7 protein-coding genes and 2 pseudogenes are annotated in these 6,180 nt (G+C 56.3%); all 9 read right to left on the reverse strand.

Going from position 1 to position 6,180, the window contains the following annotated elements; all coding sequences use genetic code 11:
- Positions 1–145: pseudogene (locus tag ACWVCN_RS04730) on the reverse strand (phosphoribosylformylglycinamidine synthase I); the annotation flags it as partial.
- Between the two features lie 124 nt (positions 146–269).
- Positions 270–509, reverse strand: a complete 240-nt coding sequence (purS, locus tag ACWVCN_RS04735) for a phosphoribosylformylglycinamidine synthase subunit PurS (protein WP_455244368.1) — start codon at positions 507–509, stop codon at positions 270–272.
- Positions 506–724, reverse strand: a complete 219-nt coding sequence (locus ACWVCN_RS04740; protein WP_455244369.1) for a hypothetical protein — start codon at positions 722–724, stop codon at positions 506–508. The genes purS and ACWVCN_RS04740 overlap by 4 nt, the downstream gene beginning before the upstream one ends.
- Positions 725–954: 230 nt before the next feature.
- Positions 955–1,659, reverse strand: a complete 705-nt coding sequence (purC, locus tag ACWVCN_RS04745; protein ID WP_455244370.1) for a phosphoribosylaminoimidazolesuccinocarboxamide synthase — start codon at positions 1,657–1,659, stop codon at positions 955–957.
- 23 nt (positions 1,660–1,682) lie between these two features.
- Complete coding sequence (locus ACWVCN_RS04750; protein ID WP_455244371.1) at positions 1,683–2,480, reverse strand: chlorite dismutase family protein; 798 nt, start codon at positions 2,478–2,480, stop codon at positions 1,683–1,685.
- Complete coding sequence (gene purB / locus ACWVCN_RS04755) at positions 2,477–3,808, reverse strand: adenylosuccinate lyase (protein ID WP_455244372.1); 1,332 nt, start codon at positions 3,806–3,808, stop codon at positions 2,477–2,479. Before purB ends, ACWVCN_RS04750 begins: the two co-directional genes overlap by 4 nt.
- Positions 3,809–3,893: 85 nt before the next feature.
- The gene (nusB, locus tag ACWVCN_RS04760) at positions 3,894–4,343 is read right to left on the reverse strand and encodes a transcription antitermination factor NusB (protein ID WP_455244373.1); all 450 of its coding nucleotides are present in this window, start codon (positions 4,341–4,343) and stop codon (positions 3,894–3,896) included.
- Between the two features lie 75 nt (positions 4,344–4,418).
- Positions 4,419–4,892, reverse strand: a pseudogene (gene ribH, locus ACWVCN_RS04765) (6,7-dimethyl-8-ribityllumazine synthase); the annotation flags it as partial.
- A gap of 130 nt (positions 4,893–5,022) precedes the next feature.
- Positions 5,023–6,180: bifunctional 3,4-dihydroxy-2-butanone-4-phosphate synthase/GTP cyclohydrolase II (locus ACWVCN_RS04770; protein WP_455244374.1), on the reverse strand; the 1,158-nt coding region annotated here is incomplete at its 5' end.

Consider the following 6,180-nt stretch of genomic DNA (forward strand, 5'->3'; position numbering starts at 1 on the left):
CCGGCACCACAATGGCATCGAGCCCGGTCGGCAAGGTTTCCTTGTGCCAAATCATCTCCACCGACTGCCCCAGCACATCTTGAAACACATGCTCGCAATCGTGATCGCAATTACTGCCAGGGAAAACAATGACTCCGACTTTCATCCCCTTCACTCCAATATTGTTGCAGCCAGATGGCAGGATTTGGTTTTACTGCGCGCGTCCAACGAGGGCCTTCCGAGGCCGCGCGTTGCGCGAGCACGAAACCAAGTCCTGCCATCTTGCCATCTCACTGTAACTCGTACCGATATTCCTCGATGATCGTGTTCGCCAACAGCTTCTCACACATCGCCTTGACCTCAGCCTCGGCCTTGGCCTTATCAGTCTCAGCCACGTCCAATTCCATATACTTACCGACTCGCACATTCGCCGTGTTCTTGAACCCCAGCGAGTCGAGCGCGTGCTCGATGGCCTTCCCCTGCGGATCAAGAATGCCGGCTTTGAGCGTCACATGGATCTTGGCTTTCACGATTTACTCCTCTTCTCATCCGATGCTTTGATTTGTTCGTCGACATACTTTCGAATTTTAAAAATTCCAAATACCGTTGCGATCCCCAACAAGACCAGCCCAATAAAGGCCCAGCGCCATGGTGAATCTTGGAGCCGATAGGCCATCATGGCAAGCACCGCAGCCCATACCACCACCGCCGCCACCAAGCCGTAGTTCAAAAATCCTCTTACCATCCCTTCCTCTTCTTCTCTCTCCCCCCAAGGATGTGGAGAGGCGTCTACTCGGCGCCATGCTGCCGTGAGCGAACTTGCCGGGAGGAGCGGGGGCCCTTCGAGGCTCGGCCTGGAAGGAAAGCGGAAACTGACCGAGTCCGCGAGGGAATTTCCGAAGGCTTCCGCCAGGCCGAATCCGAAAGGGTCGTTCCGTGAGGCTGTGAAGCGAACGGCTGCATAGCGCAACCTCTCTATCCACACACCCGCTTCAATACTTCTTGATACGCCTCCTCAATCTTTCCCAAATCCTTCCTGAACCGGTCCTTATCCATCGATTCTTTTGTCGTCTGATCCCAAAACCGGCAGGTGTCCGGCGAAATCTCATCGGCCAGAATCAACTTTCCGTTGTGCAGCCCGAATTCCAGCTTGAAATCGACCAGAATCATCTTCCGTCCAGCAAAGAACGGCTGCAACAGCCCATTGATCTTCAGAGCCAGCCGCTTGATCTCCGCCAACTGCTCCGGCGTCGCCAGCTTCAGCAATCGAATATGCTCATCCGCAATCAACGGATCGCCCAGCGCATCGTTCTTGTAGTACCACTCGACGATGGCCGGTTGAATGACCTCGCCTTCTTTTAATCCCAGCCGTTTCGCCAAACTACCCGCTACGACGTTTCGTACGACTACTTCAACCGGCACGATCGTGACCTTCTTCGTGAGCATTTCCCGATCGCTCTTGCGCTCAACGAAATGCGTCGGCACGCCGTTCTGTTCCAGCAACCGGAACAACCGCTCCGACACTTTATTGTTGATGACGCCCTTTTCGACGATCGTGCCGCGTTTCTGGGCGTTGAACGCCGTCGCGTCGTCTTTGAAGTACTGCAAAACCTGATCAGGATTTCCAGTCGAGAAAATCTTCTTGGCTTTGCCTTCGTAGAGCAGCGAGCCTGCCGTCATAATAGGTTCCCGTCGAACACGTCTTATTGCGCAAATGTTTCGATAATCTCGTCCACCGACTTGGCCGTTCCCAACCAGATCGGATGACCAAACCGACGAGAGTACTGAAATTCCTTCACCTGTTTGAGCGCGAGAATCAGGTTCTGGAATTCCTCCAGATTCGCCGTTTCGAAATACGTAATGAAATCGGCGCCGTCAAGACCGGTCGAGTGGTAGAGCTTCCGTTTGATGGTCTTCTGATAGGGAAGCGCCACAGCCGTGTGTTCCTGCATCATCGAAGTACGCGACTGCTGATCCAGCGCCCACCACTCTGCGCTTTTCCGGATCGGGATCACGATTGCATAGGGATTCGGTCCGGCGACACTCGGTCCCTTGAGATCCGCTTTCATCTGGTCGGAAAAACTGGGAACGTAATTCGCCTTTTTTGTCAGGCCGTTCATGAGCCAGACCGACTTAAGGTACCGGCCGAACGAGCTGTTCCGGAGATCGACGAGGAACTTTTGCGTCGTGCGGAGGTCCAGCGCATGAATGCGGAACATGATATCGGCATGATCGGAAAGGCCGCGGAGCAGATACAGATCGATGACAGCTTTCTCACCGTATTGCGCGACCACGCCGCGCATGGCGGTCAGCTGGGCAATCCGATGCGGAGTCTCCAGCTTGGCCCAATCTTCCTCCAAGCTATAGACCGCGAACGTCCCATACACACCGGGGGCACTTAGCAAGTTTTCCCGATCGGCGGCCGCGTCAGATGATCCTGCGCCGACCACCGACATCATCGAAAGCAGGAGCGCCACCCGGACAAATCGTTGGAGTGTCATCGAGCCCTCCTTCGTTTTGACGCCAGCACCCGCTTGCCTCGAAAAACCCTGCGGAAGATCTGGTCGAGATGCCGCAGATAGTATTTCGGGTTGAAGCAGGCCGCAATTTCGCTCTTCTTGAGGTGTTGGGAAATAAAGGGATCCCGCTCCACCAAGTGTTGAAGTCCCCCGGCTCCCTTCCACGACGCCATCGCGTTCCGTTGCACCGCCTCGTATGACTCTTTCCGTTGTGCTCCCTTCTCGATCAAAGTCAGGAGTAGCCGCTGCGAGTAGACAAGGCCTCCGGTCAGGTCGAGATTGCGTTTCATGTTCGCCGGATAGACGACGAGGTGTTTGATGAGATCCGTCACCTTGGCCAGCATGTAATCGATCAGAATCGTGCTGTCCGGCATGATCACGCGCTCGACCGAGGAATGACTGATATCCCTCTCGTGCCAGAGCGTAACATTCTCCATCGCCGCCAAACTGTTCGCGCGCACTACCCTCGCCAAACCGCAGAGGTTTTCCGACACGATCGGATTCCGCTTGTGCGGCATGGCCGACGAGCCCTTTTGCCCTTCCGAAAAATATTCTTCCGCTTCCTGCACCTCGGTCCGCTGAAGATGCCGGATCTCCGTCGCGATTTTTTCAATTGTCGCAGCCAGCAGTGCCAGTGCCGTCGCATAGGCCGCATGGCGGTCCCGCTGAACGACCTGATTCGAAACAGGGTCCGGCCTAAGGCCCAACTTGGTACAAACATATTTTTCGATTTCAGGCCCTTGATGGGCGAAAGTACCCATTGCCCCAGAGAGTTTGCCGACAGCGATTTCCTGTCTTACTTGACGCAGCCGCTCCAAATGGCGGCCGACTTCTTCGAACCAAATCGCCAGCTTGAACCCGAACGAGATCGGCTCGCCGTGAATCCCGTGCGAACGACCCACCATGACCGTGTTCTTATGGCGCAACGCCTGCCGCTGCAACGCCGTAAGCAAGCCTTCTACCCCTTCCAGAATCAGGTCCAAGGCTTCGGTCATTTGCACTGCAAGCGAAGTATCGACGATATCCGACGAAGTGAGGCCCATGTGCAGAAACCGATGTTCCGGCCCGACCGTATCCATGAGGGACTCCAGAAAGGCGATCACATCGTGCTTGGTCACCTTTTCGATTTCGGCAATCCGCGCCACATTGATCTTGGCCTTCTTGCGGATCTTGGCGGCGGTGCCGCGCGGCGCCTGCCCTGTCCGTTCGAACGCAGCGCAAGCCTGCAATTCAACCTCGAGCCAGATTTCATACTTGTGCTTGAGATCCCACAGCGCTTTCATTCTCGGCCTGGTATATCGATCGATCATTGCATTCTCCGAAGACGGACAAGAGACGCGAGGCCGGTGGCTATAGGTTTCAGACCGATCAGCCTATCCGCTCGAATTGTTTCTTTTAGCCCGCTCGCCCGTTGCCTCTAGCCTCCAGCCTTTTCGCATCGAGCGCCGGCTCGCTCGCAAGCACCTTATCCAAAATCCCGTTCACGAACTTCGCAGCGTCGTCGTCGCCGAAATCCTTAGCCAGTTCGATGGCTTCATTCATCGTCACCTTAGCCGGCACCGCATCGAGCCAGAGAAGCTCGTACGCGCCAAGCCGGAGGATGTTCCGATCTACGACCTGCATGCGACTCACTTTCCAATTGGTCGCATACCGGCCGATCAGTTCATCCAACTCCTTCTTATGCTCCAAGACACCGGCAACGAGTTTTTCTGCGAAGGCTCGTGACTCCTGATCGTCCTTGAGCGGCTTCCAAAATTCATCGAGCCAAAGCCCCGGCTTCCCGTGGATGTCGTATTGAAAAAGAATCTGCAATGCCCGCTCACGCGATTGATGGCGAGATCCCATGGATTACTTGGCACGCCTTCGCGTCGCGCGTGTCTTTCCGCCGTTGCTCTTCACGGCACCAGACTCGAATGCCGGAGCCGCTGTCGCTCGAATCATGCGCATAACCGTCGCCATTTCGATCGCCGACTTCGCCGCTTCGCCCCCGCGGTTGAACTTGGCAGGGTCCGCCCGCTCGATGGCTTGCGCCACTGTCTCGGTCGTCAACACCCCGAAAATGATCGGAACATCTGTTTCAAGCGACGCCTGTCCGATACCTCGGCTCGCTTCCGCACTGATGTACTCGAAATGCGGCGTGTCCCCGCGGATTACAGCGCCCAAACAAATGACCGCATCGAACCGCTTCGTCGCCGCCAACGTCCGCGCCACAAGCGGAATTTCAAATGCCCCCGGCACCCGTACGACTTCGATGTGATCGGCCTCAACACCGTGCTTCGTCAGCTTGTCGCGACAGGATGAGAGCAACTTCCCTGTAACGAATTTGTTGAACCTCGCAACAACGATCCCGAACTTTAAGCCGGTTGCATTGTGCGAACCCTTACGGAGTTTCATGCTCTCCTGCTTTTCCTTCCCCCGGCACAGACTGGAAGGGTCGGTTGGGTTGGGCTCACTGCGCGCGTCCAACGAGGGGCTTCTTAGCCCGCGCGTTGCGTGAGCAAGAGACCAATCCAACCGGCCCTTACTAGACCTTCTTCAGAATGTGCCCCAACTTCTTCTTCTTGGTCCGGAGATATCTCACGTTCGCGTCACGCGGCGGCATTTCGATCGGCACGCGCTCCACGACGTTCAACCCGTAGCCTTCGATCCCGACTATCTTGCGCGGATTGTTCGTGATCAGCTTGATTGCGTGCAGGCCGAGATTCACCAAAATCTGGGCGCCTACCCCATAGTCGCGCAGATCCGCCTTAAAACCGAGCTTCAGGTTCGCTTCAACCGTGTCACTCCCCTCGTCCTGCAGCCCATACGCTCTGATCTTGTTGAGCAACCCGATGCCGCGGCCTTCCTGATTCAGGTACAGCAGCACGCCGCGGCCTTCCTTTTGTATGATCTCCATCGCCTTGTGAAGCTGATCGCGGCAATCACACCGCAACGAACCTAAGGCGTCGGCGGTCAAACAGCCGGAATGTACCCGCACGAGCGTCGGCTCACCGCCGTCCACCCGTCCCTTCACCAGCGCGATATGCGTCACGCCGTCGACTTCATTCTCAAATGCGACCGCCTGGAATTCGCCGAACATGGTCGGCAAGCGAGCGCTCGCCACACGCTTCACGAAGGTTTCCCGTCGCATTCGATATTCGATGAGCGCCTTGATCGTCACCATCTTCAGCTTGTGTGCTTTCGCAAACTTGGTGAGTTCCGGCACACGCGCCATCGTCCCGTCTTCGTTCATGATCTCGCAAATTACCCCGGAGGGATTCAGCCCGGCGAGTTTTGCCAGATCAACGGACCCTTCAGTCTGCCCGGCACGCTTCAGTACGCCGCCCTGCTGTGCCTTTAACGGGAAAATGTGCCCGGGCCTGGCCAGGTCGGTCGGCTTTGATTTCGGATCGATCGCAACATGAATCGTCGTGGCACGATCCGCCGCGGAAATGCCGGTGGTAATATCTTTTCGCGCGTCGATCGAAACCGTGAATGCCGTCCCGAACGTCGCGGTGTTTTCAACCGCCTGCTGTGGAAGCTGAAGTTCTTCGACCCGTTCCGGCGTGAGCGCCAGGCAGATCAACCCCCGCGCATGCTTCGCCATGAAATTCACGGCTTGTGGCGTGATTTTCTCGGCAGCAATGACGAGGTCCCCTTCATTCTCACGGTCTTCGTCGTCGACCAGGATAATGAACTTGCC

The organism is Petrachloros mirabilis (assembly GCF_975968855.1).

Coding starts and splice junctions, on each gene's coding strand:
- purB (WP_455244372.1), bottom strand. CDS start 3,808: ATGATCGATCGATATACCAGGCCGAGAATGAAAGCGCTGTGGGATCTC.
- ACWVCN_RS04750 (WP_455244371.1), bottom strand. CDS start 2,480: ATGACACTCCAACGATTTGTCCGGGTGGCGCTCCTGCTTTCGATGATG.
- nusB (WP_455244373.1), bottom strand. CDS start 4,343: ATGGGATCTCGCCATCAATCGCGTGAGCGGGCATTGCAGATTCTTTTT.
- ACWVCN_RS04740 (WP_455244369.1), bottom strand. CDS start 724: ATGGTAAGAGGATTTTTGAACTACGGCTTGGTGGCGGCGGTGGTGGTA.
- purC (WP_455244370.1), bottom strand. CDS start 1,659: ATGACGGCAGGCTCGCTGCTCTACGAAGGCAAAGCCAAGAAGATTTTC.